Origin of the sequence: Haloarcula sp. CGMCC 1.6347, assembly GCF_037078395.1 — an archaeon.
Taxonomy (GTDB): domain Archaea; phylum Halobacteriota; class Halobacteria; order Halobacteriales; family Haloarculaceae; genus Haloarcula; species Haloarcula amylolytica.
In genome coordinates this window covers 224,454-250,691 of record NZ_JAYMGX010000002.1, presented here as the reverse complement: position 1 = coordinate 250,691, position 26,238 = coordinate 224,454, and the positions used below count along the sequence as shown (strand labels likewise).

General features: G+C 64.0%; 28 protein-coding genes and 1 tRNA gene. 17 read left to right on the top strand and 12 right to left on the bottom strand.

What is annotated here, in order from left to right; translation table 11 throughout:
• Positions 1 to 10 precede the first annotated feature (10 nt).
• Positions 11 to 364, bottom strand: coding sequence for a hypothetical protein (locus tag VI340_RS09630; protein WP_008311551.1), 354 nt, complete (start codon positions 362 to 364; stop codon positions 11 to 13).
• Between the two features lie 283 nt (positions 365 to 647).
• Positions 648 to 722: transfer RNA gene (locus tag VI340_RS09625), tRNA-Val, on the bottom strand.
• A gap of 178 nt (positions 723 to 900) precedes the next feature.
• On the opposite strand from VI340_RS09625, the gene trpD reads away from it, so the two are divergent.
• The 4 genes from trpD to trpG are packed head-to-tail and all read left to right on the top strand — an operon-like array spanning position 901 to position 4,791.
• On the top strand, positions 901 to 1,896 hold the full coding sequence (gene trpD / locus VI340_RS09620; protein ID WP_008311553.1) for an anthranilate phosphoribosyltransferase: 996 nt from the start codon (positions 901 to 903) through the stop codon (positions 1,894 to 1,896).
• Positions 1,893 to 2,537 carry a phosphoribosylanthranilate isomerase gene (locus tag VI340_RS09615; protein ID WP_336358268.1) on the top strand — a complete coding sequence of 215 codons (645 nt, stop codon included), beginning with the start codon at positions 1,893 to 1,895 and terminating at the stop codon, positions 2,535 to 2,537. The genes trpD and VI340_RS09615 overlap by 4 nt, the downstream gene beginning before the upstream one ends.
• Positions 2,534 to 4,171, top strand: coding sequence for an anthranilate synthase component I (gene trpE, locus VI340_RS09610; protein ID WP_336358267.1), 1,638 nt, complete (start codon positions 2,534 to 2,536; stop codon positions 4,169 to 4,171). The genes VI340_RS09615 and trpE overlap by 4 nt, the downstream gene beginning before the upstream one ends.
• Entirely contained in the window at positions 4,168 to 4,791 is a 624-nt protein-coding gene (gene trpG, locus VI340_RS09605) for an anthranilate synthase component II (protein WP_008311559.1), read from the top strand. The genes trpE and trpG overlap by 4 nt, the downstream gene beginning before the upstream one ends.
• On the opposite strand, the gene VI340_RS09600 is transcribed toward trpG, so the two are convergent.
• Entirely contained in the window at positions 4,788 to 4,976 is a 189-nt protein-coding gene (locus VI340_RS09600; RefSeq protein ID WP_008311561.1) for a hypothetical protein, read from the bottom strand. The two genes, trpG and VI340_RS09600, sit on opposite strands and share 4 nt — an antisense overlap.
• Before the next feature lie 83 nt (positions 4,977 to 5,059).
• Here VI340_RS09600 and VI340_RS09595 point away from each other — a divergent pair, with 83 nt between their 5' ends.
• Positions 5,060 to 5,260: a hypothetical protein gene (locus VI340_RS09595; RefSeq protein ID WP_008311563.1), complete on the top strand. Its 201-nt coding sequence runs from the start codon at positions 5,060 to 5,062 to the stop codon at positions 5,258 to 5,260.
• Here the strand turns inward: VI340_RS09595 and pyrF are convergent, their stop codons facing one another.
• Positions 5,261 to 6,094 (bottom strand): orotidine-5'-phosphate decarboxylase, encoded by an 834-nt coding sequence (gene pyrF / locus VI340_RS09590; RefSeq protein ID WP_336358266.1) that lies wholly within the window; start codon positions 6,092 to 6,094, stop codon positions 5,261 to 5,263.
• A 121-nt stretch (positions 6,095 to 6,215) separates the two neighbouring features.
• Between pyrF and VI340_RS09585 the strand changes: the two genes are divergently transcribed.
• Positions 6,216 to 6,698 carry a hypothetical protein gene (locus tag VI340_RS09585; protein WP_049943000.1) on the top strand — a complete coding sequence of 161 codons (483 nt, stop codon included), beginning with the start codon at positions 6,216 to 6,218 and terminating at the stop codon, positions 6,696 to 6,698.
• A 53-nt stretch (positions 6,699 to 6,751) separates the two neighbouring features.
• On the opposite strand, the gene VI340_RS09580 is transcribed toward VI340_RS09585, so the two are convergent.
• Positions 6,752 to 7,096: a hypothetical protein gene (locus tag VI340_RS09580; RefSeq protein WP_008311568.1), complete on the bottom strand. Its 345-nt coding sequence runs from the start codon at positions 7,094 to 7,096 to the stop codon at positions 6,752 to 6,754.
• Positions 7,096 to 7,536, bottom strand: a complete 441-nt coding sequence (locus tag VI340_RS09575) for a DUF2240 family protein (protein ID WP_008311569.1) — start codon at positions 7,534 to 7,536, stop codon at positions 7,096 to 7,098. The genes VI340_RS09580 and VI340_RS09575 overlap by 1 nt, the downstream gene beginning before the upstream one ends.
• Before the next feature lie 90 nt (positions 7,537 to 7,626).
• Here VI340_RS09575 and VI340_RS09570 point away from each other — a divergent pair, with 90 nt between their 5' ends.
• Positions 7,627 to 7,998 carry a 30S ribosomal protein S8e gene (locus VI340_RS09570; RefSeq protein ID WP_008311571.1) on the top strand — a complete coding sequence of 124 codons (372 nt, stop codon included), beginning with the start codon at positions 7,627 to 7,629 and terminating at the stop codon, positions 7,996 to 7,998.
• 55 nt (positions 7,999 to 8,053) lie between these two features.
• Here VI340_RS09570 and VI340_RS09565 read toward each other — a convergent pair whose 3' ends face one another.
• Positions 8,054 to 9,052 carry a phosphate uptake regulator PhoU gene (locus VI340_RS09565; protein WP_008311572.1) on the bottom strand — a complete coding sequence of 333 codons (999 nt, stop codon included), beginning with the start codon at positions 9,050 to 9,052 and terminating at the stop codon, positions 8,054 to 8,056.
• Positions 9,053 to 9,362: 310 nt separating this feature from the next.
• Between VI340_RS09565 and VI340_RS09560 the strand changes: the two genes are divergently transcribed.
• Genes VI340_RS09560 through pstB form a run of 4 tightly spaced genes read left to right on the top strand, consistent with a single transcriptional unit; the run spans position 9,363 to position 13,980 of the window.
• On the top strand, positions 9,363 to 10,373 hold the full coding sequence (locus VI340_RS09560; RefSeq protein WP_049943001.1) for a PstS family phosphate ABC transporter substrate-binding protein: 1,011 nt from the start codon (positions 9,363 to 9,365) through the stop codon (positions 10,371 to 10,373).
• Positions 10,374 to 10,424: 51 nt separating this feature from the next.
• Complete coding sequence (gene pstC, locus VI340_RS09555; protein WP_442905121.1) at positions 10,425 to 11,357, top strand: phosphate ABC transporter permease subunit PstC; 933 nt, start codon at positions 10,425 to 10,427, stop codon at positions 11,355 to 11,357.
• A 19-nt stretch (positions 11,358 to 11,376) separates the two neighbouring features.
• A complete protein-coding gene (pstA, locus tag VI340_RS09550) occupies positions 11,377 to 13,077 on the top strand; it encodes a phosphate ABC transporter permease PstA (protein WP_336358264.1) in 1,701 nt (566 codons plus the stop codon).
• A 3-nt stretch (positions 13,078 to 13,080) separates the two neighbouring features.
• Complete coding sequence (gene pstB, locus VI340_RS09545; RefSeq protein WP_336329191.1) at positions 13,081 to 13,980, top strand: phosphate ABC transporter ATP-binding protein PstB; 900 nt, start codon at positions 13,081 to 13,083, stop codon at positions 13,978 to 13,980.
• A 29-nt stretch (positions 13,981 to 14,009) separates the two neighbouring features.
• Here pstB and VI340_RS09540 read toward each other — a convergent pair whose 3' ends face one another.
• Both VI340_RS09540 and VI340_RS09535 read right to left on the bottom strand, forming a co-directional pair.
• Positions 14,010 to 14,855: a TatD family hydrolase gene (locus VI340_RS09540; protein WP_008311577.1), complete on the bottom strand. Its 846-nt coding sequence runs from the start codon at positions 14,853 to 14,855 to the stop codon at positions 14,010 to 14,012.
• Between the two features lie 52 nt (positions 14,856 to 14,907).
• Positions 14,908 to 15,354, bottom strand: coding sequence for an NYN domain-containing protein (locus tag VI340_RS09535; RefSeq protein WP_336358263.1), 447 nt, complete (start codon positions 15,352 to 15,354; stop codon positions 14,908 to 14,910).
• A gap of 167 nt (positions 15,355 to 15,521) precedes the next feature.
• On the opposite strand from VI340_RS09535, the gene VI340_RS09530 reads away from it, so the two are divergent.
• The 6 genes from VI340_RS09530 to VI340_RS09505 all read left to right on the top strand — a co-directional run bounded on the left by VI340_RS09530 (position 15,522) and on the right by VI340_RS09505 (position 25,301).
• Positions 15,522 to 17,321, top strand: coding sequence for a sensor histidine kinase (locus VI340_RS09530; protein ID WP_336358262.1), 1,800 nt, complete (start codon positions 15,522 to 15,524; stop codon positions 17,319 to 17,321).
• Between the two features lie 143 nt (positions 17,322 to 17,464).
• Positions 17,465 to 18,556, top strand: a complete 1,092-nt coding sequence (gene gcvT / locus VI340_RS09525; RefSeq protein ID WP_336358261.1) for a glycine cleavage system aminomethyltransferase GcvT — start codon at positions 17,465 to 17,467, stop codon at positions 18,554 to 18,556.
• Positions 18,553 to 18,930 (top strand): glycine cleavage system protein GcvH, encoded by a 378-nt coding sequence (gene gcvH / locus VI340_RS09520; RefSeq protein WP_008311586.1) that lies wholly within the window; start codon positions 18,553 to 18,555, stop codon positions 18,928 to 18,930. The genes gcvT and gcvH overlap by 4 nt, the downstream gene beginning before the upstream one ends.
• Before the next feature lie 108 nt (positions 18,931 to 19,038).
• Positions 19,039 to 20,382 (top strand): aminomethyl-transferring glycine dehydrogenase subunit GcvPA, encoded by a 1,344-nt coding sequence (gene gcvPA, locus VI340_RS09515; RefSeq protein WP_336329194.1) that lies wholly within the window; start codon positions 19,039 to 19,041, stop codon positions 20,380 to 20,382.
• Positions 20,383 to 20,698: 316 nt separating this feature from the next.
• Positions 20,699 to 22,120 (top strand): aminomethyl-transferring glycine dehydrogenase subunit GcvPB, encoded by a 1,422-nt coding sequence (gene gcvPB, locus VI340_RS09510; RefSeq protein WP_336358260.1) that lies wholly within the window; start codon positions 20,699 to 20,701, stop codon positions 22,118 to 22,120.
• A gap of 76 nt (positions 22,121 to 22,196) precedes the next feature.
• Positions 22,197 to 25,301: a PAS domain S-box protein gene (locus VI340_RS09505; RefSeq protein WP_336358259.1), complete on the top strand. Its 3,105-nt coding sequence runs from the start codon at positions 22,197 to 22,199 to the stop codon at positions 25,299 to 25,301.
• Here VI340_RS09505 and VI340_RS09500 read toward each other — a convergent pair.
• The 3 genes from VI340_RS09500 to VI340_RS09490 all read right to left on the bottom strand — a co-directional run bounded on the left by VI340_RS09500 (position 25,298) and on the right by VI340_RS09490 (position 26,147).
• Positions 25,298 to 25,666: a response regulator gene (locus VI340_RS09500; protein ID WP_008311595.1), complete on the bottom strand. Its 369-nt coding sequence runs from the start codon at positions 25,664 to 25,666 to the stop codon at positions 25,298 to 25,300. The two genes, VI340_RS09505 and VI340_RS09500, sit on opposite strands and share 4 nt — an antisense overlap.
• Before the next feature lie 38 nt (positions 25,667 to 25,704).
• Entirely contained in the window at positions 25,705 to 25,908 is a 204-nt protein-coding gene (locus tag VI340_RS09495) for a DUF7511 domain-containing protein (protein WP_336358258.1), read from the bottom strand.
• Between the two features lie 68 nt (positions 25,909 to 25,976).
• Positions 25,977 to 26,147, bottom strand: coding sequence for a DUF7838 family putative zinc beta-ribbon protein (locus tag VI340_RS09490; protein WP_004591646.1), 171 nt, complete (start codon positions 26,145 to 26,147; stop codon positions 25,977 to 25,979).
• Between the last annotated feature and the right edge of the window lie 91 nt (positions 26,148 to 26,238).

The window sequence follows — 26,238 nt, the reverse complement described above, 5'->3', positions numbered from 1 at the left end:
GAGGGATCGGTTACGAGGACCGGACCGTTTCGATATACGACGTGAACTCGTCTGTCGCCGACAGCACTTCGAGCACTTCGTCCGGGTCTCCGGCCAGTTCGTACCCAGGCCGTCCTTTCCCCGTCGGTGACTCCGTCTGTTCGGTTCGTAACAGCCCCTTGTCGGCGAGTTGGCCCAGCGCCGAGATGACCTTCTGGCGCTCGACGCCGCCGAACGGCTGTCGGTCGATATCTGCGAGATGCGCCTTCGCCGTCTGGGTCACATGATAGGAGTGGGCCGGCGTTTCGCCAACCGTTTCGAGTTCTGCAACCGCCAGTAGCACGAATTGTTCGAACGCATCCGCCGACTGGACCTGATCTCTCATATAGATGACTCTAAACCGGTTGGGGCAAGAAACTATGGGACGACTCTGTCAGTCCGGTGGTCTCATCCCGACTCTGTTGAAACACACATCCGTCGGAATCACTTACTCGACGATAGTAGAGACAGACGACGAACGCGACTCGCTACGCTCGTCGGTTACGTCGTCAGAAATGGGTTCGGGCGGATTGTGAACCAGAGAAAGACTCACTTCGTTCGTCTTTCAGGGTTCAAATCCGCACTCACGCGTAGATTCGTCGCTCGCGGTTTGCTTGCGACAGAAGTAGTGGGTTCGGGCGGATTTGAACCGCCGGCCTCCTCCATGTCAAGGAGGTGTCATAACCGACCTAGACCACGAACCCTCACTGCGAGGTACACCACATTGTTTCCGGTGGGTGTAATTGAAGGTTTCGGATTCCGTATCGCCACGTTGTCTGTTGATTGCCCACACAGATACGGCAGCGAGTCGGGGTCCCGATAGGCTTAAGTCAATGTACGGATTTGTACATTACAACACGAAAAAGTCCATTGGTGAATACAATGAAAGAGTACATCGAACGCGTCACTGACGGTGACGACCTGACACAGGACGAGGCCCGAGCCGTTGCGACGACTGTCTTCGAGGATGCGACAGAGGCACAGATCGGTGCGCTCCTGACGGCACTGCGGGCGAAGGGGGAGACGGAGGCCGAGATCGCCGGCTTCGCCGAGGGGATGCGTGACGCCGCACGGACCATTCGACCGGACCGGGAGGGGCTTGTCGACACCTGTGGGACCGGTGGCGACGACTACAACACGATTAACGTCTCGACGACGAGCGCCATCGTCGCGGCCGGTGCTGGCGTCCCCATCGCCAAACACGGTAACTACTCTGTTTCTTCATCTTCGGGGAGCGCCGACGTGCTCGAAGAGGTCGGCGTCGACATCGAGGCCGAACCGCCGGCCGTCGAGGAGACTATCGAACGAGACGGCATCGGCTTCATGCTCGCGCCCGTGTTCCACCCGGCGATGAAAGCCGTCATCGGCCCGCGTCAGGAACTCGGAATGCGGACCGTCTTCAACATCCTCGGCCCGCTGACGAACCCCGCCGACGCGGACGCGCAGGTGCTGGGCGTCTACGACCCGGACCTCGTGCCCGTGATGGCGGAGGCGCTGGCCCGACTGGACGTCGAGCGGGCGCTGGTCGTCCACGGCGACGGCCTCGACGAGATCGCTATCCACGGCGAGACGGCTGTCGCGGAGGTCACCGGCGACCGGATCGAGGAGTACACCATCACTCCGGAGGATATGGGTCTGGAAACACGCGACATCGAGGCTATCTCCGGGGGATCGCCCGAGGAGAACGCCGCCGACCTCCGTGGCATCGTCACTGGCGACGTGACCGGTGCAAAGCGGGACATCATCCTCGCGAACGCCGGCGCGGCCATCTACGTCGCCGGCGTCGCCGACACGCACGAGGAGGGGGTCGAGCACGCCCGGCAGGCCATCGAGTCGGGCGCGGCGGCCGACAAACTCGACGACCTGATCGGTGCATGACGCGCGTGAAGATCTGTGGCGTGACGGACAGTGCGGACCGCGATGCCGTCGTTGCGGCCGGCGCTGACGCGGTCGGCGTCATCCACGGCGTCCCGGTCGACACACCGCGGGAAGTCGACGAGGAGACGGCCGAGACGCTCGCCGGGGGCGTCCCGCCGTTCGTGACGAGCGTGCTGGTGACGATGCCGACGACGGTCCAGGAGGCCGTCAGGCGCATCGACAGGATCGAACCCGACGCGGTGCAGGTCCACGACGGGCTCTCACCGGCCGAACTCGGGGCTCTCGATAGCCGAATCACCCAGAACATCGTGGCTGTGGTCGAGGCAGACGCGCCAGCCATCGAGGACTACGCTGCCCACGCCGACGCGCTGCTCGTCGATTCGGTCGACGCCGACGGCGGTGGTGGCACGGGCGAGACACACGACTGGGAGCGCACGCGCGACCTCGTCGACTCGCTTGACGTCCCCGTCGTGCTGGCCGGCGGATTGACTCCCGAGAACGTGGCCGAGGCTGTCGAAGCGGTCGACCCGTTCGCCGTCGACGTGGCGAGCGGCGTCGAGTCCTCGGGCGGCACGAAAGACCACGACGCAGTCGAGCGGTTCGTCCGGAACGCCACGCGAGCGTCGGAGGGTACGGTATGACCCTCGACATCTCCCGCGAGGAGTTCGTCGAACACGCCAAGGCCGACCGCCCGGTCGTCGTCAGGGCGGCCGCGGAACTGGACGTGGACGTGGAACCGTTGACCGCGTACGCGGCGCTGACCGGCCGCACGAGCGACGTGGCCGCAAACGACTACACGTTCCTGCTCGAAAGCGCCGAGAAGGTCGCCTCCAGCGACCCCGACGGCGCGTTCGCGCCGGAGACCGACGACCGCCACGCCCGCTTCTCTTTCGTCGGCTACGACCCGCGCGCCGTCGTCACTGTGACCGGCGACGAGAGCGAGGTCGAGGCGTTCGACGACCGCTACGCCGACCTCGTGACGACCGACGGCGGCGACGTGGTCGACGACCTCCGGACGGCGATGCCCGACGTGGCGTTGCGGAACTTCCCGGATATGGACCGGCAGCACCTCGAAGGCGGCCTCGTCGGCTTCCTCTCGTACGACGCAGTCTACGACCTCTGGCTCAACGAAGTCGGGCTGGACCGGCCCGACTCGCGGTTCCCGGACGCCCAGTTCGTCCTCACGACGTCGACGGTCCGCTTCGACCACGTCGAGGACACTGTCTCGCTCGTGTTCACACCCGTTGTCAGGCAGGGCGAGGACGCCGGTGACCGCTACGACGAACTGGTCGCCGAGGCCGAGCGCGTCGAGGGCGTCCTCTCGAACTTGTCGCCGCTTTCGACTGGCGGCTTCCGCCGTGCGGACGAAGTCGCCGGCCCCAGAGACGAGTACGAGGACGCCGTCGAGCGCGCCAAGGAGTACGTCCTCTCGGGCGACATCTACCAGGGCGTCATCTCGCGGACCCGCGAGCTGTACGGCGAGGTCGACCCGCTCGGGTTCTACGAGGCGCTCCGGGCGGTGAACCCGTCGCCGTACATGTATCTGCTCGGCTACGACGACCTGACTATCGTCGGCGCGAGCCCGGAGACGCTCGTTTCCGTCGCCGGCGACCACGTCGTCTCGAACCCCATCGCGGGGACGTGCCCGCGCGGGAACTCCCCCGTCGAGGACCGCCGCCTCGCCGGCGAGATGCTCGCCGACGGCAAGGAGCGGGCCGAGCACACGATGCTCGTCGACCTCGCGCGCAACGACGTGCGCCGCGTCTCCGAGGCCGGCAGCGTCCGCGTCCCGGAGTTCATGAACGTGCTCAAGTACAGCCACGTCCAGCATATCGAGTCGACGGTGACGGGGCGACTGGCCGAAGACAAGGACGCCTTCGACGCCGCCCGCGCGACGTTCCCAGCGGGAACGCTCTCGGGCGCGCCGAAGATTCGCGCGATGGAGATTATCGACGAACTGGAGCGCTCGCCGCGTGGCCCCTACGGCGGCGGCGTCGGCTACTTCGACTGGGACGGCGACACCGACTTCGCCATCGTCATCAGGTCGGCGACGGTCGAAGACGAGGGCGACCGGGACCGCATCACGGTCCAGGCCGGGGCCGGCATCGTCGCGGATTCGGACCCGGAAAGCGAGTACGTCGAAACCGAGCAGAAGATGGACGGCGTATTGACAGCGCTGGACGAAATCGAAGGCCAGCCGGTCGACACGACTGGGAGTGCTGACGACGCCGAGGCTGCGAGCGGAGCCGACAGCCCCGAGGAGGTGTCCCGATGAGCGCATCTCAACCCGCAGGCCAAGCCGCCGTCAGGGACGACCTCCGCGTGCTGTTCGTGGACAACTTCGACTCATTTACGTACAACCTCGTCGAGTACGTCTCCGAACACGCCGAGACTGAAGTCGTCCGGAACACGGCATCGCTCGAAGACGTCGAGGCGTTCGACCCCGACGCAATCATCCTCTCGCCGGGTCCGGGCCACCCGAAGAACGAGCGGGACGTCGGCGTCACGCTGGAGGTCCTCCGGGCGGTCAGCCCCGACGTGCCGACGCTGGGCGTCTGTCTCGGCCTCGAATCGGCGGTGTACGCCTACGGCGGTACCATCGGCCGCGCGCCGGAGCCGATTCACGGGAAAGCGTTCCCCATCGACCACGACGAGCAGGGCGTCTTCGAGGGACTGGAACAGGGGTTCCAGGGCGGGCGCTATCACTCGCTCATTGCAGAGGACGTTCCCGAGGAGTTCGTCGTCAGCGCGACGACGGAGACCGAGGACGGCACGGAACTGGTGATGGGCGTCCGCCACCGCGAGCACCCCATCGAAGCTGTTCAGTTCCATCCGGAGTCAGTCCTGACCGCGGTCGGCCACGACGTGATCCGGAACTTCCTCGCCGGACTCTAGATCACCTGGAAGCCGAGCATTCCGAGTATCCAGAGGACTGCGACGGCGATGATAGCGATGATGATGAGCCGCCACGCCACCTTCATCACGAGCCGACCGACCAGTAGCACCACGGCGATAGCCAGCAAGCCGACGAGTATCGCCGGCGGTGAGGGAAGCGATCCGAGCTGGAGGAGTGGCAACATAGTATAGAGAGGAATGCCCACGGGGAAATACTTCGTGGCCACTGCGCCAAAGATTCAAACAGCCAGCTATGCTAGCTACCCGCATGAGCGTAGCCGGACTGTGTGAAATCTGTGAGCGCCCCGACGTGGACCACACCTGCGATAGATGCGGGCGACTCGTCTGTGACCGCCACTGGGACGAGGACATCGGGATGTGCGTCGAGTGCGGTGCGGAGGTCGGCCAGCCGAGCGACCGGACATCGCCGGAGGATATGCCTGACGGCGTGGACACGTACCGGTTTTGATTAGCGGAACTGATTCAGTCGCTGTTTGAGCTGTTTTGCGGACTGTCCGGCGGCCTTGAAGAACGCGTCGCCGGAGTCGTCCCGCCGCGTGTCGGCGTCCTCGCCGGCGAAGATGATGCCCCGCGAGGAGTTGACGAGGCCGACGCCGTCGGCGAGACCGTGCTCGACGGCGGCCTCGGCGTCGCCACCCTGTGCGCCGACGCCGGGGACGAGAAACGGGATGTCCGGGACCAGTTCGCGGATGTCTTCGAGTTCGTCGGGGTTGGTCGCACCGACGACGAGGCCGACGTTCCCGTTCCCGTTCCAGAGGTCCGCGAGGTGGACCACGCGCTCATAGAGCTTCTCGCCGGAGGCCAGTTCGAGGTCCTGGAGGTCCTCGCCGCCGGGGTTGGACGTACGCCCCAGCACGAACACGCCCTTGTCCGCGCGCTGGAGAAACGGCTCAAGCGAGTCGCGACCGAGGAACGGGTTGACCGTGATGGCGTCGGCCGCAGGCCCCTCCTCGTCGTCGAGAATCCGGGCGTACTGCCGCGCCGTGTTGCCGATATCGCCCCGCTTGGCGTCCAGCAGCACGGGCACGTCCTTCCCGTGTGCGTAGGCGATGGTCTCTTCGAGGGCGCGCCAGCCGTCGGCGTCCTCGTAGAAGGCGGCGTTGGGCTTGTAGCAGGCGGCGTGGTCGTGGGTCGCGTCGATAATTCGCCGGTTGAACTGCCAGCGCGGGAGGTCGGCGTCCAGCACGCTGTCGGGCAGGCGGTCGGGGTCCGGGTCGAGGCCGACCGACACCACGCTGTCGGCGGTCGCGATGCGGTCCGCGAGACGGTCGAAGAAGTGCATAGATACCGCGGCGGCTGGCAGCGATACAAGCGTTTCCTTCTCGCGTCGTGGGCCGTTCCGTCGGAATCAGATTTGATATTTTCTCCCCTGTCTATTTCACACCGCAGGTAGAAGCGCGCTCATGGACCGTTTCATGGATGTCGGCCATGTGGCCGAGACCCTCCCAGACCTGAGCGAAGCCCTGGACGACCCGCGGCTGCGGCAGTTCGGACTCGTCGGCGGTGTCCTGCTCGTGGCCGTCGGCGCGCTTTTGTCGCTCGCGCCCGCGTCCGGTCAGTGGCTGTTCTGGTCGTACGCTGTCGCGGCAACGCTGGTGTTTATCGGCGTTCCGCTGTTGTGTCTCGGCCTCGCCGCTCCCGATCCGGAGCCCGGGTCGCTGTTCCATCTCGGCATCGAACTAACGACGACACAGCGCCGGGCCGTCGCGCTGGGCTCGCTCTGTATCACGGCGACACCGATTGTCATCGCCGTCGGAACGCCGCTCGGCCTCCCGACGCTGGTGCTTGCTATCGCTGCCGCGACAGCGGTACTCGGCTCCGTGCTCGTCCTCACTGGCTTCGTCGCATGGACATCTGCGGCTATTGCCGAGCCGAGCCGCCACTGATTGCAGATATTTCGGCCGCAGTCCAATCGTCTCCTTCGGTCGAAAAACCCGTCTTACTCCGAGAGGGACTGCTCCAGCACGTCGACCGCGGCTTTCACCGCTGCGCCGCTGTGAACGACAACTGTCGTCCCGTCGACGGTGAGATCATCGCGCTCCGGCACGGTTGCGGGCTCTCGCTCCAGGACCAACCGAGCCGTCGCCGACGTTACCTCGACGACTGCCACTTCGGCGTCGTCGGCCGTCACGCGGTAGGCGAAGGCCCCGTCCGGCGTCGGGTCCACGTCCCTGTCGGCATCGACGACAGAAACGCCTGAGAGCGGCCCGCGTTGGAGGCCGGTCAGCTCCGAGGCGAGTAACTGTCCGATCCGTCGGCCGTCAGCGATCCTGTCTTTGACCATTAGAGCTCCTCCCGAACGTCCGCAGCGATGGCTTCGACGTCGACACCCTCACTCCGCGCGTACACCACGGCCGCGGCCTCGAGCGTGACACCGATGTCGGACTGGAGCGCGTTGATGCCGGCGACAGCGGTCTGTTTCTCGATGCCGGCCTCGACGACCGCGTCGAGCACCCGCTCGAACGTCGACCGCGACTGCAGGATTTCCTCACCCGGCGTGAACCCGTCCGGAATCGCGGTGTGTGTCGCGTCGAAAGCGACGACGAGGTCGTCCTCGTCCCGTTCGACCAGCCCCTCGCTCGCGGCCACGTCCACCAGCGTCTTGGCCTGGTCGGGCGAGAACCAGTTCCGGTCCAGCGAGAGCGCGACGACGAACTCGCTTTCCGCCATCCGGTCGGTTCCACGCTGGCGGAACGGCGCGGCGACGGCCGTCTTCAGACTCATCGTCAGAGCAACCGGTCGGCGCGGGGGTAACGATTACGATGGCGAGTCGGCATCGAACGGTTCAAGTAGCCGCTGGGTCTTCCTTCCCGTATGAAAGACCAGGGACGCTCCCCTCGCAAGCGGACAGGCGGCCGCCGACGACCGAACCACAAGAAGAAGAAACACGAGCTCGGCAAGGACACCGTCGAGACGCAGGTCGGCGAGCAGCGACTGAAGACCGTCGACTCCCGCGGTAACACCCAGAAGGTCCGTGCGGTCAAGACCGACGTTGCGAGTATCGCCGACGGCGCGGAAACCATCGAAGCGACCATCGAGAACGTCGTCGAGAATCCGTCGAACCCGAACTACGCCCGGCGAAACATCATCACGAAAGGCGCAATCCTCGACACCTCCGAGGGACAGGCCCGCGTGACCTCCCGCCCCGGGCAGCACGGTCAGGTCAACGCCGTGCTGGTCGAGTAATCCGGCACGCAATCAGCTTTTTCGGCTGTTCACGGACTCGGAGCGACAGCGTCAACTATGGCCGGGGAGCGGCCTTCTGGAGCGCGCTTTCGGCGATGTTGCCGCCGTAGTCGGCGGTTCGGGACAGCGAGTCGACCACGCGGCCAAGTAGCTGTGCGCTCTGTGGGTCTAGCTCCCTGACTTTCCCGTCGACCTCGCGGGCGGTTTCGTCGACTTCGGGAATACGAGCACGGGCCTCGTTTGCCAACTCGACGGCCTCGTCGTTGTCGTCAGCCAACAGCGCATCCATCGCGGTTTCGGGGACGGCGATGGCCTCGGTTTCCAACTGGTCGAGAAGGTCGGCAGTTTCGCCGGTGATTTCACCGATCTCCTGAGAGAGGCTGGCGATCTTGGTCGCGTGGTCGGCAATGCGCTCTAGCTGACGGGCGCTGGACTGGTAGTCGAACACTGTCTCACGCGGGAAGCCGATTTCGTTGGCAGCCGTCGGATTGCGAAGGACGGTTCGGAACACGCGCGAGACCATGTACCAGAGGCGGTCCACGTCGTCGTCGCGTTGTATAACGTCTTCTGCGAGGTCGTTGTCGTCCTCGATGAGCGCCTCGACAGCGTCGGAGAGCATCGTCAACGAGACCAGCCGCATACGCGTAATAGCGTTGAGGACGGACAGCTCCGACGAATCGAGCAGGTCCTGCAGAACGACTCGGTCAGCCGTCTCTTCGATCATCTCCAGGCCGACCAGTCCCTGTGTCGCATCGCGGATGATCCGTCGCTGCTCGGCCGTTATCCGAGCGGCCTCCAGTCGGATGATGTCGAAGCCGCTGACGTACATCGTCATCACTGCCCGCGTGAGTTCGTGCCTGTTTTCGAGGCCAGTCACGTCCAGCGTTCCCTCGACGTGATCGTCGCCGTGCTGTGGCGAGACCAGTAGCAGGTCGTCTTCGGCGTAAAACTCGACGATACTGCCGCTCTCGACACCATTCTCAGTCGCCCACTCCTTCGGTAGTGAGACAGTGTACGTGGACCCGCCCGTCAGCTGTACTTTGCGCGTCTCCATAGTACTACGAATACGCGCTGTAGATTTATAAAATATGCTGTGACTATATATTACGGGTTGGGTTTCTGACTTATGCTGTTATGAAATAACGACACACGGTGAGGGCGGTGAATTATGGGGTACTGTGGCAATTTCTGACCCAGTGACTTGTTCACTGGCTTGGCCGCTATCGGGTTCAAACACCCGATATCCCGTTTTAGCCCCGTGAAATAGTAACGGCCTCGGAAAATATATAGAGGTATATAGTATTTATACCCGGATATAGGGCTAATAGTAGGGTACTTATCCGCTCTGTAACTTCCATCAGGTGATGACAGATTCACCGAGCGGTGGTTTCTCACGCCGCCGATTTTTAACAAGTTCTGGTGCGATTGGGACGCTGGCACTGGCCGGTTGTACGCAGAACACGAGCAGTGGCAACGGCGATGGCTCCGGTAACAACAGTTCTGATGGGAGCAGTTCTGACGGCCTCTCGGGACAGGTCATTATCAAGGGCAGCAGTACTGTGTTTCCCATCTCCGACGCGATGGCCGAGGAGTTCATGGAAGAACATGAAAACGTCAACGTGACCGTCGACTCCACAGGAAGCGGGGGCGGCTTCGAGAACTGGTTCTGTCCCGGCGACTCTGATATCAACGGGGCTTCCCGCCCCATCAGCGACGCCGAGATAGAGCAGTGTTCTGGCAACGACGTCGAGCCTGTCGAGTTCGAAATCGCGGGCGACGCACTGACCGTCGCGGTCAACAACGACGCCGACTGGGTCGACTGCATAACCTTCGACGAACTGCGCCAGATCTGGAGCGACGAAGCGGGCGTCACGAACTGGTCGGACGTGCGCGACGAGTGGCCCGATATGGAGATCGAACGCTACGGCCCGGCGTCGACCTCCGGGACGTTCGACTACTTCAACGAGAACGTCGTCGGCGAAGACACTGAACACACGACCGAGTACCAGCCGACCGAGGAGGACGAGACTATCGTCCAGGGAATCCGCGACAACGAAGGCGGCATTGGGTACTTCGGCTTCGCCTACTACAACTCGAACTCCGAGGCGGTGAAAGCCGTCGAAGTCAGGGCTGAGGAGGGTGACGAATGTACACCGCCGAGCCTGGCAAACGCCAAGGACGGTTCCTACCCGCTTGCCCGGCCGCTGTTCCTCTATGTGGCCGAGTCGGCCCTCCAGACGGAGGAAGTCTCCGAGTTCGTCGAGTTCTACCTCGAACAGGCCGAAACCGATGTCGTCCAGGAAATCGGGTACGTGCCGTCGAGCGCCGAGCAGCGCGACGAGAACCTCGAAAAGCTGGACGAGATCGCCGGCTAACACGGTCGAGAGTCGGCTTACTCACATGAGTACATTATGAGAGACAACACAATGAGTACCGAGACGCCCGGGCCGAATATTACGTCCAGACCGAGCGGGCGTGCAGCACGCGAGCGTATGTACCGATACGTCTTGCTCCTGTGTGCTGCCACGTCGATTCTCGTCACCGTCAGCATCGTCGTGTTGCTCGCACGCGACGCGATTACGTTCTTTACGCTGGTGAACCCGGTCGACTTCTTCACCGGAACGGAGTTCCTCATCAGTCGGAACGTCTACGGGTTGCTCCCGCTGTTAAGCGGCACGCTGTTGGTCACAGTGATCTCCGCCGTCATCGCACTCCCGACGGGTGTCGCGGCCGCGGTCTATCTCAGTGAGTACGCCAGCGACCAGATGCGCTCAGTGCTGAAACCGGGCCTTGAAATTCTGGCTGGTATCCCGACCGTCGTCTACGGTATCTTCGCGCTCGTGTACGTGACGCCGTTCCTCCAGACCATCGGACTCCCGGTCAACACGTTCAACATCCTCAGCGCCTCCATCATGGTCGGGATCATGATCATCCCCATGGTCTCCAGTCTGAGCGAGGACGCGATGAGCGCTGTCCCAGACTCGTTGCGACAGGCCGGTTACGGCATGGGCGCGACGAAGTTTGAGGTGACCACCGGCGTCGTCGTCCCCGCGGCGGCCTCGGGTATCTTCTCCTCGTTCATCCTCGCCCTGTCGCGGGCCATCGGCGAGACGATGATCGTCGTCGTCGCGGCCGGCAGTCGGCCCCGGATGCTGAACCTCTCGGACCCGCTCGCGAACTTCTTTCAGGGGTACCAGCCGATGACGGCGGCGATGGTCCAGATCAACAGCGCCGACAGCGTCAGTCAGCTGGGCTTTACCAGTCTCTTCGCTATCGGCCTGACGCTGTTCGTCATCACGTTCCTGTTGAACCTGCTGAGCAACCGAATCGCGGCGCGCTACCGGGAGGAGTACGAATGAACACTGGGGGACTGAACTGATGGCAACACGAGAACCTGAAACGGGCTGGCACGGGGAGAACAGCGACGTCAACCATTTGCGGGGGCGTGCCTTCGAGGCGACCTGTCTCGCGGCGACCGCCTTCGGACTCGTCTCCGTCCTGCTCCTCCTGCTGTTCGTCGCCAACGACGCGTTTCGGCCCTTCTCGGCCGACGCGGGGTGGCTGGCGACCTACGCCGCCACCGTGCTGGTGCCGCTGGCCGCACTGGCTGTTTACTACTATCGACTCGACGAACCGGCCGGCGAGGTCGCCTACGTCACCAGCGGGCTCCCGGTCGTCGGACTCCTGCTGACAGGCGGGTTTGCGGTCCTGTTCATCGAACTGCTCTCCGTGCTCGAGTGGTTCGCGCTCCTCATCTCGCTGGTCGTGGCCGGCGGCCTGATCGCCGCACACGGCCGACTGCGGCCGAAGGCCGCGCTCGAACGCCTCGCCGTGGTGCTCCTCGCTCCGATTATCACGGTATTCGGGCTGCCACCCACCAGGTTCAACTGGTTCGTCACCGACGCCGCCGCGGCGCTCGGCCTCGACTTCGGGCTGTACTATCGCGTAATAAGCCTCCGAGAAGCCATCATGATGCTCCCGTTCGTGCCCACGGACTGGGTCATGTTACTCCTGACGCTCGTGCTCCCGGTCGCCGGTGCCGCAGGCTGGTTCGTCGAACAGCGACGTGAGTCGCGGCGAGACGGCCTGGCCGTCGTCGGGCTGACGACGGCAGTTGCGGTGGTGGGCGTCGTCGCCGGGCCGCTACTCGGGATCGGGACTGACGTGTGGCTGCTCGTAGTCACGTTCGCCGTACTCCCGCTGGGTGTCTACGTCGAAGGCGTGCTCCGTCGTGGCGAGGGCGTCCGCGGCCTCGCCTTCCCGGTCGCCGCCGTGCTTGGCGTGGTCGTCGGCAGCGTCGTCACCGGCGCGCTCGGGTTCGCCGGCCCGGACCCCTGGCTCGACTGGGGGTTCCTGACGAGCGCGACCTCGCGGACCGCCGCCGATGCCGGTATCTACCCCGCGATGGTGGGCTCGGTGATGATGATTATCGTGATCGTGCTCACCACGTTCCCGGTCGGCGTCGGGGCGGCGATCTACCTCGAAGAGTACGCTCCCTCACAAGGACTGATGGGCAAGTTCGTCACGCTCATCGAGATCAATATCGGGAACCTCGCCGGCGTGCCGTCGGTCGTGTACGGCCTGCTCGGGCTGGCGCTTTTCATCCGAGTTCTCCAGTGGCCTCAGGGCTCCGTTATCGTCGCCGGCCTCGCCGTCGGCCTGCTGATACTCCCGATCGTGATCATCTCCGCCCAGGAGGCGATTCGCTCCGTTCCCGACTCGTTCCGACAGGCCTCCTACGGGATGGGGGCGACCCGCTGGCAGACGATTCGGCAGGTCGTCCTCCCCGAAGCACTTCCGGGCATTCTGACCGGGACGATACTGGCGCTGGGTCGGGCTATCGGCGAGACGGCCCCGCTGCTGATGATCGGGGCGGCGGCGTCGGTCCGACTCGCGCCAAACAGCTTCTTCGACGTAGCGAGTATGATGCCCCGCCAGATCTTCTCGTGGTCGTCGGAGCTGGACCCGTCGTTCCGCCACGGCGTGCTGGCGGCCGGCGTGATTACACTGCTTGCAGTGTTGCTGGTGATGAACGCGACAGCGATTGTCATCCGGAACCGGTATCAGCGAACAGGATAATTCATGACAGAGAACGAGATGACGAGCAACGAGAGTACCGAGCCCACACCGAGCACTGAAACGGCCGCGTCGTCGCCGGACCCGTCCGGCGACCCTCTCGTCGACCAGTCGATCGACGTGGAGGGAACGGACGCGAATGCGGGCGAGACGGGGAAGCCAGTCATCGAGTCCCGCGACCTGAACGTGTTCTACGGCGAGACGCAGGCGCTACAGGGTATCGACCTGGCTATCCCGGAAAAACAGGTGACGGCCATGATCGGACCCTCCGGCTGTGGCAAGTCCACGTTCCTGCGGTGTATCAACCGCATGAACGATCTCATCGACGCGGCGCGGGTCGAGGGAGACCTCTACTTCGAGGGGAAAAACGTCTACGATGCCGACGTGGACCCGGTGGCGCTGCGGCGACGCATCGGAATGGTGTTCCAGCACCCCAACCCCTTCCCGAAGAGCATCTACGACAACGTCGCTTACGGCCTCCGGATTCAGGACCAGACGGAGGACATAGACGACAAAGTCGAGACGGCGCTCAAGCGCGCCGCGCTGTGGGACGAAGTCAAAGACCAACTGGACAAGAGCGCGCTCGACCTCTCGGGCGGCCAGCAACAGCGGCTCTGCATCGCCCGCGCTATTGCCGTCGACCCGGACGTAATCCTGATGGACGAGCCGGCGTCGGCGCTTGACCCGATTGCCACCTCGAAAATCGAGGACCTCATCGAGGAACTGGCCGAGGAGTTCACCGTCGTCATCGTTACCCACAATATGCAGCAGGCGGCCCGGATCTCGGACAAGACCGCCGTCTTCCTCACCGGTGGCGAGCTGGTCGAGTTCGACGACACGGACAAAATCTTCGAGAATCCCGACAGTCAGCGCGTCGAGGACTATATCACCGGCAAGTTCGGATAGCCGTCGCGGCTCGCTTTTGCCGTCGCCGCCTACCGCTCTAGCGTCGCCTCGGTGTCGATGCCGTACGCGTCTGCCGGCGTCTCGACGTGTGCCGTTCTGACTGCGTCTTCGTGGCCGTTCTCCAGTAGCCAGCGGACGCGCCGTGGCACCGTTTTCGGGCCGAGCACTGCGCCGGGACGGTCCGGGTCGTCGATGTAGTCGGTCTCCATCAGGAACGGCTCGTCCGTCTCGACCGCAATCTCCAGTTCGTCCTTATCCGCAAGCACTGATTTGACTGGGCCACGGAGCCGCCCGCCGGAGTAGTGTTTGACGACCTGCATACGGTCGAGGCCACGGTCTTCGGCCCAGCCAGCCACTGTTTCGAAGTCTTCGCCGCCTTCCGTATGGAGTTGTATCGCACAGCCCACGTCGGCGGCGCGTTCGAACCCGTGGCACATCACCGCATTGGAGGCCTCCCAGACGGCGTCGTCAACGTCGTAGTGCGGTCGCCCGGACTTCATCGCGAGCGCGTCACCGTTATCGACGTACTCCGCCGCCACGTCGAGGCCGGTCTGCATGATGTCCCGTGCTTCCGGCGGCGTGTAGCCGTCATCAACGAGTTTCGAAATCAGCGCCGGGTGGACGCCGAGGACGGGCCAGGCGCAGCCATCGAGCACTTCGGACGCCGCTGTAGCGGCCTCGACGGTGAGGTCGAACACCTCGCGGAACGTCTCCGCCTCTGTCGCCTTCTCGACGAGGTGCCAGGACGGCTTGTTGAGCACTAACAAGTGTGTGCCGCCCTGTGAGGCGAACTCCTCGGCTGCCGCGACGTTCCGGCCGTTGACCGGATCGAGATGGAGGTGGTTATCCAGTACCGGCGTGTCGTCGATGTCCATACGTGGCCAATGCACTGGCGGAAAAAACAGTTGGCGTCACGGAGTTCGGCCCTCAGAGCGTCACTGCGTCTTCGGCCGCGTTGCGTAACGCGTCCGAGCGGCCGTACTCACCCGGCGCGATGGCGACGGTTCTGACCCCTTCTCGGGCGGCCACTTCCAGCGCCGGCTTGAAATCCGTGTCCCGCGAGGCGACGACCAACACGTCGATCTGTCCCGAGGCGACGGCGTCTGTCGCGTCAACGGCGAGTCGGACATCGACGTCACCGCTGGTGGTTCGGACCTCGAAGCCGCGGGCCTCGGCGGCCTGAATCAGCCCCGGCGAGGCGTTCTGGTCGACGTAGAGACGAGTCAACGCCATCGGGCCGTATTCGACTGCAATGTCCCGGACCTCGTCGAGGTCGACATCGAACTCAGACCTGAGCACGTTCGGACCGTCGACGAACAGTCCAACACGCTGTTGCGAGTCTTTCTCCCCGAATATCCGACGAAACAGCTCCATGCGCCCCTTTCCCTTCCCGGCCCGCTTATGCGTGCCGTTTCATATCGTAAATCAGTAACCGCTATATCAAATGCAACTGCACAACACTTAGGAGGATCCCCTCCTCACTTCATGGATAGTCTTTCCAGACAGCGGCGACTGGCGGCAACTGCTCGATATTCGGTACTATGAGTAAGGAATCTCTTCACAATCGAGACGTCCTAAACGGGCTTTGCGAGATAATTTCCGACCCAGCGATCGTACTAGATGCTGATGGCGTCTTTGTCGACGTCATCCATAATGCCCACAACGGGGCACTATTCTTCAGACAGCCGGAAACGTTGTTAGGCTCAGATCTCTGGGACGTCTTCTCCACAGCACAGGCTGACCAGTTCTACACAGTCATCGAGGACGCTCTGCAGGCAGGCGAACAGCAACACATCGAGTACCACCTATCGCTCGACGACGGGGATCGGTACTTCGAGGCTCGCGTCACGCCGGTTGGCAGTGACAGTACAGAACACGTGCTATGGCTGGCCGAGGATATCACGCAGCGAAAGCGACGCGAGGAGAAGCAGGTCCTCATCGAGCGAGTGTTCGAGATAAGCCCGGTCGGTCTCGTCGTCGTCGAACCGTCAGGCAAGATTTTGTTCGCCAATGACCGCGCTGAGGACTTGCTCGGCCTCGAACGCGGTACAATCACTGGGAGGCGGTACGACGAAGCGGAGTGGAATCTCTTCTACGAAGACGGCACTCCGGTCCCTGAAGCGGAGCATCCGGTTACGAGAGTACTCGAATCCGGCGAGCCAGTGTTCGGATTCGAGCACTGGATAGAACTCGCCGACGGGACCGAACGGTGGCTTTCGAGCAATGCCGCGCCGATACTGGGTGATGACGGGACCGTCGAGCGTGTCGCCGTTGGCATGGACGACGCAACGAGATTGAAACAGCGGGAGGAGCAACTGGAGTGGCTTATCGGGACGGAGATGCTCGCCGACGTCGGCGGATGGGAACTGGATCTGGAGACAGGTCTAATAGAGGGAACCGCGGGGATGAAACGCCTGTACGGGCTCCCGGAGTACAATCCGACGCTCGAGGAGGCACTCGAGCAGTACCATCCCAACGATAGAGCGGCCCTTCGTGACGCTATCGAGACCTGTCGCGAAACCGGCGGCCCGATGGAGCTGGAAGCGCGCCGCCAGACCGCGGACGAAACCGAGCGCTGGTTCCGACTCCGGGCAGAAAAAACCGTCCGGGGCGGGGAACCGAAACTGCGAGGCATCGTTCGCGACATCACTCAGGACAAGGAGCGAGAACAGCGGATAATGGTCATGAGTCGGATTCTCCGGCACAACATCCGAAACAAGTTGACCGTGATACGGGGTAATTCGAGGCTCCTCAAAGAAGAACTCGGCTCGTCCGAGTTCTCAGTCGACGCTGCCAGAGGACACATCGACAGAATCGAGAACGCGTCGAAAGAGCTCGATTCACTGGCCGAACGAGCACGGACGTTCGACCGGGTCATCGAGCGCGACCTCCGAAGCGGGACAGTCCACCTACGGCAAGTCCTCACCGATGTCCGTGACGATCTTGTAGACCAGCATCCCGAGGCCGCAATCGAGGTGACACCTACCGACGCGGAGGTGGCTGGTGATAGGATGGCTATCGACCTGATGCTGGAGATTCTTGTCGAAAACGCGCTGGAATACAGTGATCTACCTAGCCCGAGGGTCAAACTTACGGCTGAAGAGACCTCGTCGGGCCAGGTGACAGTCAGCGTCGATACCGACGGGTCCGGTATCCCCGACATGGAGCGCAAGGTCCTGGCTTCGGAGACGGAAGGGCCAGTGGCACACAGTCGCGGTCTCGGGCTGTGGGCGGTTACATGGCTTGTCCGACGTCTCGGCGGGTCTGTGACGCTCGACGAAGACGCCGATGGCGGCGGAACGCGAGTTCGACTCGCGTTCCCGCTGGCGCGGAGCGAGTAACGAACGACAGCGTATTTTCCGTCCCGGTTCTGTCGCTCCATCTAGCGCAATCGGCGATTTGATATCGCCACATATGATTTATCATGAGGCCACAGGCGGTCAAGGGCCAAACGGTAAGACCACGCGGTACGAGAGGTCCGCGTATGACACTGCGGGCACCACCGCTCTCTGCGGTTCACCAGCGAGCCGACGCTTCGTTCACCGATTTCGGCGGGTGGGAGATGCCGGTCGAGTTCGAGTCGATCCGCACAGAACACGAGGCCGTCCGGAGCGAAGCCGGGAAGTTCGACGTTTCGCACATGGGACAGATAACCGTGGCCGGTCCGGACGCGGCGACGCTGACACAGCGGCTGACCACCAACGACGTGACCGTGCTGGACCCGGGCGAGGCCCAGTACGGGGCTATCACAGACGAGGACGGAATCATGCTGGACGACACCGTCGTCTACCGACTGCCGGAAGGCGCAGCCGATGAATTCCTGTTCATCCCGAACGCCGGGCACGACGGGGAGATGACCGAACGGTGGCTCTCTGAGCGGGACGAACGGGGGCTCGACGCGACGGTGGCGAACCGGACCGAAGAGTACGCCATGATCGCCGTTCAGGGGCCCGACGCGCCGGACCTGCTGGCAGCCGAGACAACTGTCTCGCTCGCTGACCTGTCGCGGTTCGAGGTGGCTGACGGGGCTGTCGCCGGTGTCGACTCGTTGATCGCTCGGACGGGATACACGGGCGAACGCGGCTTCGAAATCCTCTGTCCGCCCGACGAAGCCGAGGCGGTCTGGGGCGCGCTTGAGTGCCAGCCCTGCGGGCTCGGCGCGCGCGACACCCTCCGCCTTGAGATGGGCTTTCTGCTCTCCGGTCAGGAGTTTCACCCGGTCGACGAGCCCAGAACGCCTTACGAGGCCGGTATCGGCTGGACCGTCAAGCTCGATACGGAATTCGTCGGCCGGGACGCACTGGAGGGCATCGCCGCGGACGGTCCCGAAGAAAAGCTCGTTGGCATCGAACTCGTCGACCGCGGCGTCCCGCGCCACGGGTACGACGTGACGACGCCGGACGGAGAGCCCATCGGCCACATCACAAGCGGCACGATGAGTCCGACGCTCGGAGCGCCGATCGCCCTCGCCTACGTCCCGGCGGCGTACGCCCAACCGGACGAGTCCGTCCGCGTTGTCGTCCGCGGCGAACCGAAGAAAGCACGTACCAGGAGCACACCATTCCTCGATAGATGAGCTTCGACGTTCCCGACGACCTGCGATATCTGGAGTCACACGAATGGGTACGCGTCTCCGGCGACACCGCCGAGGTCGGCATCACGGCGTTCGCACAGGACGAACTCGGCGACGTGGTGTTCGTCGAACTGCCCGAGGAAGGGGCGGAGCTGACCGCGGGCGAGGACTTCGGCGTGGTGGAGTCTATCAAGGCCGTGTCCGACGTGTACGCCCCCGTCTCCGGTACCGTCACAGCAGTCAACGACCGGCTCCGCGACGAGCCGGAACTGCTGAACGAGGACCCGTTCGGTGACGGGTGGATGCTTGAGGTCGAGATCGCCGACGAGAGCGACGAGCTGCTCTCACCCGCCGCGTACCGCGACCAGATCGAGTAACTTCCCGGTGGGAGTGATCTCTTGCGGGGGTGAAAGGAGTAACCTAATGTGGACACGGTCGCTAGCTGCCGATATCATGTCACCCCGGCGCTACTGGGTGGTTCTCCAATGAGCAATAGTGACTCACACGCGACAGGCAGTCCGTACGCACCGCAGACGGCCGCAGAGACCGCGGCGATGCTCGATGCAGTCGGGGCCGACGACCTCGAATCGCTGTTCGACGTTCCTGAGTCCGTCGCCTTCGACGGCGAGTTCGGTATCGACGCCCGGAGCGAGCGGGCGGCGCGCCGGGAAGTCGCCGGCCTCCTGGGCCGCAACGCCGACCTCACCGAGTTTCTCGGCCGTGGCCACTACGACCACTACGTCCCGAGCGTCGTCGACGACCTCGCCAGCCGCTCGGAGTTCCTGACCTCCTACACGCAGTACCAGCCAGAGGTCGCACAGGGCTTTCTCCAAGCGTTGTTCGAGTTCCAGTCGATGCTGGTCGAACTCACGGGACTGGGCGTCGCCAACTGCTCGATGTACGACGACGCGACGGCGCTGGGCGAGGCGGCGACGCTCTCCCAGCGAGTGCGCTCGGTCTCGGGCGACCGGATTCTGGTTCCCGAGCACCTCCGGGAGGGTAAACGCACCGTTCTGTCGAACTACGCCGATGGCCCGGACCTTACCGTCGAATCCTATCCGATGACCGACGGCGTTGTCGACGTGGCGGCGCTGTCCGACCAGATCGGCGACGACACCGCGATGGTGTACGCCGAGTCGCCGACGGTCCGGGGCGTCATCGAAGAACGGCTCGGGGCTGTCGGCGACCTGGCCCACGACCACGAGGCGCTGTTCTGTCTCGGCTCGGACCCGATAGCGCTGTCCCTGCTGGAGCGCCCGGCCGACGTCGGAGCCGACGTAGTCGTCGGCGACGCCGCGTCGCTGGGGACCGGCACCGCCTACGGATTCGGCCTCGGAATGTTCGTCACCCGCGAGGAGTACCTTCGGCAGGTCCCCGGCCGGCTGGTCGGGGCCAGCGAAGACGCCGCCGACCGCCGCGCGTACACGCTGACGCTCCAGACGCGGGAGCAACACATCCGCAAGGAGCGGGCCACCTCCAACATCTGTACGAATCAGGCGTGGGTCGCGCTTCGGACCGCAATGCACGCCGCGTGGCTCGGCCCGGACGGGCTGATCGACCTCGCCGAGGACTGTGTGACCCGCGCCCGCGACCTCGCCGACCGCCTCGACGACATCGTCGGGGTGCAGGCACCAGTCCACGACCGCCACCACTTCAGGGAATTCCTCGCCCGTACGGACCAGCCGGCCAGCGCCATCGTCGCCGACCTCGCAGCCGAGGGCTTTGCGGTCCACGCGGTCGGCGACCATCTGGTGCAGGTGTGTGCGACTGAGACGACCGCCGAAGCCGAAGACGAGTTCGTCGCGGCGCTCCGGGAGGTGGCGAAATGACACTCGCCTCGCGCTACTCGGCGAAACACCGTGGGACAAACCGCGTCCCACGAGCGTCACGCTCGACACGGGGGTGTCTCTTCGCCTCGCGCTACTCAGCGAAACACCGTGGGACAAACCGCGTCCCACGAGCGTCACGCTCGACACGGGGGTGTCTCTTCGCTTCGCGCTACTCAGCGAAACACCGTGGGACAAACCACGTCCCACGAGTTTCACGCTCGACACGGGGGTGTCTCTTCGCTTCGCGCTACTCAGCGAAACACCGTGGGACAAACCACGTCCCACGAGTTTCACGCTCGACACGGGGGTGTCTCGCGTGAAATACGACCAGGCGCGCTGGACCGACGACAGTGACGACCGGTACGAGCCGCTGCTCTCGGAGAAAGCCAACGAGACGGTCGAGGTTGAGGACTCGCCGCTACCCGACGATCTGACACGGGACTCGCTTTCGATGCCGGACCCCGCCGAACCCGAACTGGCCCGGCACTACACGCGCCTCTCCCAGATGAACTACGGCGTCGAGAGCGGGCCGTTCCCGCTTGGCTCGTGTACGATGAAGTACAACCCCTCCTTCACCGAGGACGTGGCCGCACGGGGGGATGCCGCCATCCACCCGGACCGGCCTGATTCCACAGTGCAGGGGACGCTGGCGCTGTGTCACCGGCTACAGGACTACCTCGGCCGTATCGGTGGGATGGACGCTGTGACACTGCAGCCGCCGGCCGGCGCGGCCGGTGAGTTCACCGGCATCCAGATCGCGAAGGCCTACCACGAGAACAACGGCGACGAGCGCTCGGAGGTCGTCATCCCGGACTCGGCACATGGCACGAACTTCGCGACGGCGGCGATGGCCGGCTACGAGGTCGTGGAACTGCCGAGCGGCGACGACGGCCGCGTCGACATCGAGGCACTGGAGGCTGCCGTCGGCGACGACACCGCCGCGCTCATGCTCACGAACCCCAACACGCTGGGGCTGTTCGAGCGCGACATCGAACACATCGCCGACATCGTCCACGACGCCGGTGGCCTGCTGTACTACGACGGCGCGAACCTCAACGCCCTGCTCGGGCGGGCTCGCCCCGGCGACATGGGCTTCGACGTGATGCACTACAACGTCCACAAGACGTTCGCGACGCCCCACGGCGGCGGCGGCCCCGGGGCCGGCCCGGTCGGCGTCCGCGAGGAACTGGCCCAGTTCCTCCCGGACCCACACGTCAGAGAGCGCGGCGGCAACTACGAACACTACGAGCCGGACAACACGATCGGGAAGGTCCACGGCTTCTACGGTAACTGGCCGGTACTGCTCAAGACCTTCGCCTACATCGCCAGACTGGGCGACGAGGGACTCCGGGACGCCAGCGCGAAGGCCGTGCTGAACGCGAACTACCTCGCCGAGCAGATCGAGTACGAGGTGCCCTTCGGCCCGTTCCACCACGAGTTCGTCGCCAGCGCCGGCGAGCAGGACGCCGCCGACGCGGCCAAGCGGATGCTCGATTACGGCGTCCACCCGCCGACGACGAAGTGGCCCGAAATCGTCGACGAGGCGCTGATGACCGAGCCCACGGAGAGCGAAACCAAACGCTCGCTGGACCAGCTCGCGGCCGCGTTCAACGCCGTGGCCGGCGACTCCGACGCCGAACTGGCCGACGCGCCGTCGCGTCCGGCGGCGAAACGCATCGACCAGGCGACTGCGGCCCGAAACCCGCGGCTCTCCTGGCAGGCGCTTGACGACACGTAGCTGCTCGTTTCGACAATTGATACTCCCGCCCGAGCGTATATGCCACCTCGTTGTATAGCAGTTACAACGCAACGCTATGTCCGATACGCCGCACCTGTTGTACGTAGGTCCTACCGACGATGACGCGGACACAGCCACACCAGACACACCGGCCCCAGCCACACTAGTCACCAGCGCGGCAGACGCGCTGTCGGAGCTGGCCGACCGCGACTACGCCGCCGTCATCTGCGAGCAAGAGCTCCCGGGGGACGAAACGGGTCTGGACGTGCTGGCGGCGATACGCGAGCAATACGACGCCCTCCCGGTCGTTCTCTGTACGGCCGAACCGGACGGCGAGGTCGCCGCCCGTGCGACGCAGTTGGCCGTCACTGAGTACGTCCCGCGGAGCGACGTGGACCTGGCGACACGGGTCGGCGACATCCTGACAGGGACCGACACGAACGCCGACAGTCCAGCCGATCCCATCGAGCGCAAGCACGAGCTACAGACGAACAACGCGGCGCTTCGGAAGCTAGCACAGCTCGCAACGGAAGACGGGCTCACGGAGACCGAAACGGTCGAACGAGTCCTCGAAATCGGATGCCAGCGGCTCGGCGTGTCACTTGGCTTTCTGAACCGAATCGCGGACGGGACACACGAGGTCGCGGTAATGGTCGGCGATCACCCCCGCTTCGAGCCCGGGACCACGACCCCGGTCGAAGAGACCTACTGTGATCGGGTCATCGAGACCGGCGAGATGTACGAGGTCGCCGACGCTACTGACGTGGCGGGCGGTCCGCCAATCGCACAGAAATCCGGGATATCCTGCTATATCGGGAGCGAACTCAGCGTCAACAGGACGACCTACGGGACGCTGTGTTTCGCCGACAGCGACCCGCGTCCGGAGCCGTTCTCGGACTCGGAGCAGGCATTTCTCGAACTGCTGACCGAATGGATGAACCGCGAACTCGAACGCCGCCGCCGCGAGGACGAACTCGAACGATACGAGAACATCATCGAAGCGGTCGATGACGGCGTCTATGCACTCGACTCAGAGGGGTATTTCGAGTTCGTCAACCAAGCAATGACCGACCTCACTGGCTACTCCGAGTCGGAGCTGCTCGGCGCCTACACCGGGTTCATCAAGAACGATGCCGTCGTCGAGCGCGCCGAATCAATCGTTCAGGAGATGATATTCGGGGACCGCGACGACGAGGAATCGTTCGAACTGGAGATTCAGCAGGCGTCGGGGAACTCGTTCCCCGCCCAGGACCACATGACGCTGCTGTACGACGACGACGAGCGATTCGCTGGGACCGCGGGCGTCATCCGGGATATCACGGAACAGAAACGGCGCGACGAGGCGCTGTCCGGACTGCTTGATACGACTCGGTCGCTCATGCAGGCCAAGACACCCCAGGAGGTCGCCGAAACAGTCATCGAGGCGACCGAGTCGGATCTCGGGTTCGACCACTCGCTCGTCAGGCTGTACGACGAGGAGGCGGACACGCTCCGACCGGTCGCAGCCAGCGACAAGGTCCCGGAACGACCGGTGTACGACGCCGACGAAGGGTTCCCCGGCGACGCGTTCCAGCGCGACGAGCCGCTGATCGTTGACGAGTTCGAGCGGATCGACAACTACGACTCCGACGTGCTGACAGCGGTGATGTACCTCCCGATGGGAGACCACGGAGTCGTGAGCATCGGTGCGCGACAGGGCCACGAGTTCACCGAGTCGGACGTCTCCGTCGGCAAGATTCTCGCGTCCAATGCGGCCGCCGCGTTCGACCGCGTCGAGCGTGAGCGAAGCCTGTTACGGTACGAGTCAGTGTTCGAAAACGTCCGTGACATGATGTACGTCCTCGACGACGAGGGTCGGTTCCAGCTGGTCACCGAACCGCTCGCGGAGTGGCTCGGCTACGAGCGGGCGACGCTTCTGGGCCAGCACCCGCGCGTTGTTCTCGACCAGGACACTATCGACGAGTTCGCCTGTCGTATCGGCGACCTCTGCCGCGCGGGCGGAACCGGGGCGGTCCAGCTCGAAGCGGCGCTGGAAACGGCCAGCGGAGGGACGCGTCCGGCCGAAATCGAGGTATCGCTGCTCGACGCGGACCAGTTCCGCGGCACTGTCGGCGTCGTCCGGGACCTGACCGAACTCAAGCAGGCGCGGGCAGAGCTGAAAGACGAGCGTGACCGGTTCTCGTACCTGTTCAACACGCTCCCAGACGCCGTCATCGAAACGGAGACGGTCGCGGACGAGTCGGTCGTCAGGTCGGTCAACCCCGCGTTCTCTGACGTGTTCGGGTACGGTCAGGATACGGCTGTGGACAGTCCTCTGTCCGACCTCCTCCGACCACCGGACACTGCACACGACGAACTGCCCCAGTTCGACGACAAGCAGACGAACGGCGACCCCTTCCAGACCGAACTCCGACTGATGACCGAGACGGGGTTCCGTGACTTCCTCTTCCGGGGCGTGCCGTACAGCCGGGACGGTGACAGCGTCCGCGGGTTCGGTATCTACACCGACATCACTGAGCAGCGCGAGCGCGAACGCCGGCTGAAACTGCTCAACCGCGTCCTTCGGCACAACCTCCGGAACGACCTGACTGTCGTCCTCGGGATGGCTGACGCGCTGGACGAGCGTATCGACGACGAGGACCAGCGGGCCATTCTCCACAGGCTTCAGCGAAAGGCGGAGGAGATGGCGTCGCTGAGTGAGCGGGCGCGCGACATGGAGCGTTCCGTTCGCCGCGACCAGTACGGCGTGGACCCGGTCGACGTGCCCGCAACCGTTACGGATACCGTATCCTCGTATCACGACGAGTACGCCGGTGAAATCAAAACAGACCTCCCGGATGTGTCGGTTACGGCGGGTGATGGGCGGCTACATCGAATCCTCGGTGAACTCCTCGAAAACAGCCTCGAACACGCCGGCGACGACCCGTCGATTAGCGTCGACGTGACGGCCGACCAGCGAACCATCTCAATCACTGTCGCCGACGACGGCCCGGGGATTCCACAGCACGAACTCGACGTCGTGACCGGCGACGAACCGATTACACAACTCCGTCACGGGACGGGACTCGGCCTGTGGCTGGTCGTCTGGGTGACCGAAACCTACGGCGGCACCGTCGACTTCGCTAGCGGCCGGGACGGCGGGACAGTCGTCACGCTAGAACTGCCTCGGTTGGATACCTAGATGGCGTCGCGGATCCGGTCGGCGAGCACGCTGTACTGCTCCGTGCCCGTCCCCTTCTGGACCACGGCAGTGACGCCGTGCTCCGCGGCAGCATCTGCGACGTCGTCGTACTCGCGGGCCGTAAACAGCAGGAACGGGATGTCAACGTCGTTCTCTCGGAGCGCAGCACACAGCTCCATCCCGTCGAGTCGGGGCATCTTGTAGTCACTGACGACGGCGTCGAAATCGCCGTCAGTTGCCAGGTCCAGTGCCGCCTCTGGGTCGGCTTCCGTCGTGATCTCGAACCCGTCTTCCTGTCCCAGAAACGTCCCGACGATGTCCAGAACGTCTACATCCTCGTCTACCAGTAGGACCTCGATACTCATCGGTTCTAGGTCCGTGGTTCCCCGATAAAAACTCTCGGTCACCGCATTGTATTCAGGTCGACGACGACCGCCTTATCCACGGTAATCCACGTCGACAGTTTGGCAATGCCGGAGAGCCCCCGTGGTGACACGGTACAGCGGTCCGGTTCGCCGGTGTACTCAACCACGGTCATCGACAGGTCGTGCGGGGCCTGCGTTCGCTCGGTGGTCGCGTTTCCCGCACCGTCCGGGTCGAGACTCATCGGTAATGGATATCTCTCAGGGACGATGTAAAACGGCTGCTAAGAGGTCTCTATACCGCTCCGGAGAGCTATGCCGCCTGGCCGGTGTCGACTTCGCCGTCGATGCGGACGAACCCGTAGTCACACTCCGGGCAGTGCCACTTGATCTTGGTCCCCAGGTGCATCGTCGTGCTCGCGACCTTCCAGAAGTCGCGGTACTCTTCGCATTCAGGACAGTAGTGTTCGAGTTCGAGGCCCATATCCAGTTGTTTCCGCGGGGGTACAGTTGAATTTCCCGGTTCCACTCGGGGCGTCGAAGCAGGCAAACCGCTCGAACCCCTGTATCCCAGT